We start from the raw sequence: 3,139 nt of genomic DNA, 5'->3' as shown, positions 1-3,139 counted from the left end.
TTCCCCCTACTTGTTCAACCATGGTTAGGCTGGTTGGGACGTAGATCCCGTATCACATGCGATAGTGTGGAAGACAAGAAGGTTAGGGGTTACCGGTGAATTTACTTCAGGAGTGATGTTATGAATCCAGTGATTGGGTTATATGTGTCCAAAGGTGAGAGCCATGCACAAGCTTTTCTAGACCGTGGAATACTTCATGGAAAAATCTTCAGGTTTAATCATGATCTTGAGGGATTAACGTCGTTCCTACGTTACATTAAAGGCGTTGAGGCAGCTGCTGGGATGCGTCCATCCATTGTTATGGAGTCAACAGGTCATTATCATAGCCCTATTATTCAGTTTCTGGATGAACACCAGTATCTGTACATTGTTATTAATCCTTTAATCTCACATAACGCCAAGAAAACCAATTTGCAACGGTTGAAGACGGATGCCGCTGATGCTCATCTTTTAGGGACACTCTTTTATAAAGAAGAGTTTCAACCCTTCAAAAAACGGGCCAGCATCTCATGAATTTATGCTATCTCATGAGTCTTTAACTGGTATGTATGTTCAGGGATAATACCAAGAAATCGGCTTTTTATGCATATATGTTCTTGTCCTCTGACAGCGCTAGCTCGCTGCCACCGTCCGGTGCTATACTGAGGATTAGGAGCAATAATTTCCCATTTCGAAGAGGTGGATGATTTTATGAAGCGACAGTTCAAAGCACGATATCGTTGGCTAACGGCATCCGCAATATCGGTTATCCTGCTTTTCGTCTCGTTGACAGCCTCTTTCGCCGCGCCTAAGCTGCCCGGCGACTCTCCGCCCCCGCCCGACCCCGGCATCGTATTTCAGCCTTCGCCTTCGGTCGGCGCAACCTTGCATCCGTTCGGCGTCGTTCTGTTCCAAAGCCGTATGGACGTCACGTTCTACGCGACGACGGACGGTTCGACGCCAACCCGCAGCAGCCACGCAGGCGCAGCAGTACGCATTCCGGGAACCCCGAATACGAAAGTTACGATCAAGGTGCTGGCCGTCTCGCCGGGCCAACACGATGTAACGGCATCGTACACCTACAACGTGGACGATCAAGTAGCCCCCGTCCAAGCAACGCCGGCGGCCGGCACTCCACTCGAGCCCCCCGGTGCGACCATCACGTTTACTTCCGAGACGCCCGGCGCCAAAATAGGTTATTTCCCCCCAGACGATTCCTCAAAGGGCATCGTGTGGAATCCTTCCCCCACACTCTATGGCTTGCCCGGCCAAATCATCCATGTTACCGTGTTCGCGGAGCTTGACGGCCTGTCCACCGCGGTAGGCAACTTCGACTTTCAATTCCGCATCGGGCATCCGAAGGCGACGCCGGGCGATGGTTCCGTCGTGCAACCGGGCTCCAAAGTGACGATTGATACGAATTACTTGACCAATTATTCCGATGTCCGCTATACGACGGACGGCTCGATCCCGACCAAGGACAGTCCGAGCGGCGATCCGAAAGGATTCACGGTCCAAATACCGGCTTCGACCCCGAACGGTTCCGTATTCACAATCAAAGCAATCGCGTTCAATACGATGAACAACTATGGCCGAACCCTTCCTGACAGTTCGGTCGCCGTTTACCGCTACTTGGTCGGCAGTCCGATTTCCCCACCGAGCGCTCAACCGAACAGCGGCGCAGCGCTGGCCAGCGGGAGCACAATCGCACTGAGCTCGACGACGCCGGGCGCCGACATCTACTACACGCTCGACGGCAAAGATCCTACGATCGCAAGTACGAAAGGAAATAGCGTCCCCATCGTCGGCAACCCCGGCCAGACCGTGACGGTCAAAGCGATCGCCTCCAAGGCCGAAGCGTTCAACAGCGCGGTCGCCACGTTCACGTACGTCATCGCCGAGCCTGGCGCAGTCGTCGCCTCGCCTTACGCCTATCCGCCGAGCGGCGCGACCGTGCCCGTTAACACGACGATCGCCCTGAACACCTCGACGCCGGGCGCGACGATTTACTACACGCTCGACGGCTTGAATCCGACCACGGCGAGAGCGCACGGCCGCGGCATCGTATTGCACGGCGCAACCGGCACGAAGGTGACCATCAAGGCGATCTCCGTCGTGCCCGGCAAGCCGCCGAGCGCCGTATCCACGTTCACGTATACGAGAGGCCTTTCCACCAAAGTGCTCGGTCCTAATGCGAATTTCGGCACCGGCGCCGTCGTGAACGCCGGCACGAAGGTGACGCTGACGTCCAAAATGCCAGGCGCGACGATTTACTATACGACGGACGGCTCCACGCCGACCGTTAAAACTTCCAAAGGCAGTACGGTTGTCATCACTGGCCCGTATGACACCTGGGTCACGCTTCAAGCGATTGCCGTCGTGAACGGCACGCCGAGCCCGGTATCAACGTTCAATTATCGCATCCGCAACCCGATCGTCGCACCTGGGGTTTCGTACCCCGTGCAAACCGCAAACGGCCTCCAAGTAACGCTCAAGTCGAGCACGCCGGGCGTGACGATCCATTACACGACGGACGGTACGACACCGAGCGTGGACAGCCCGACCGGCAGCGTCGTCATCTTAAAAGGTGCCACAGGCACGAAGATTACGCTCAAGGCGATCGCGGTAATTGCCGGTAAGCCGCCGAGTGCGATTTCCGAGTTTCATTACACGCTCAAATAATGGCTTCACCTACCTTTAGCATAAAAAGCGCTGCCCTTCTCGACGTTCTCGAGGTGGCGCTTTTTCTCATGAAATTGAGGGTTCACCGAGTTGAACAACTGCCAGATCATGAAGGCGGCTTGCGCTTTCGCCGCCTTAACAAAATAAAAACCGCCCGAAAATTGGTGCGGTCAAGTTGAGCTATTGTGCCCGTTAGTTGAACAAAGGCAACCTCGCTTCTGGTCGGTTGCCTTCTTGTTTTTAACTATTGTACCTGTGAAATGAAGGCAAAACTTTTTCAAAAAAATTGAATCACTTAGGGTGTGAAGAATTAATAAAAACAAAACCCTTAATTAATTTCGTCTAATTTATCTGAATAACATATTTTTTTTACACAACTTAAAGATGTTTAGGAGGTGAAAAAAATGTCTAACCAAACAACAAACGAAATTCCCAAAATGTCTCAGAGAACGTAAAGGATACCGCAGGGACTGTATTT

Annotated in this window: 2 protein-coding genes; both read left to right on the top strand. The window is 53.0% G+C overall.

Annotation, left to right across the window (positions count from 1 at the left end):
- The first annotated feature begins 120 nt into the window (after positions 1 to 120).
- Positions 121 to 513: an IS110 family transposase gene (locus tag AC0LWF_RS27685; protein WP_474654697.1), complete on the top strand. Its 393-nt coding sequence runs from the start codon at positions 121 to 123 to the stop codon at positions 511 to 513.
- A gap of 177 nt (positions 514 to 690) precedes the next feature.
- Positions 691 to 2,661, top strand: coding sequence for a chitobiase/beta-hexosaminidase C-terminal domain-containing protein (locus AC0LWF_RS27680; RefSeq protein WP_474654696.1), 1,971 nt, complete (start codon positions 691 to 693; stop codon positions 2,659 to 2,661).
- Positions 2,662 to 3,139 lie beyond the last annotated feature (478 nt).

The organism is Paenibacillus sp. sgz302114 (genome assembly GCF_056120345.1).
This window is presented reverse-complemented; position numbering and strand designations above follow the sequence as displayed.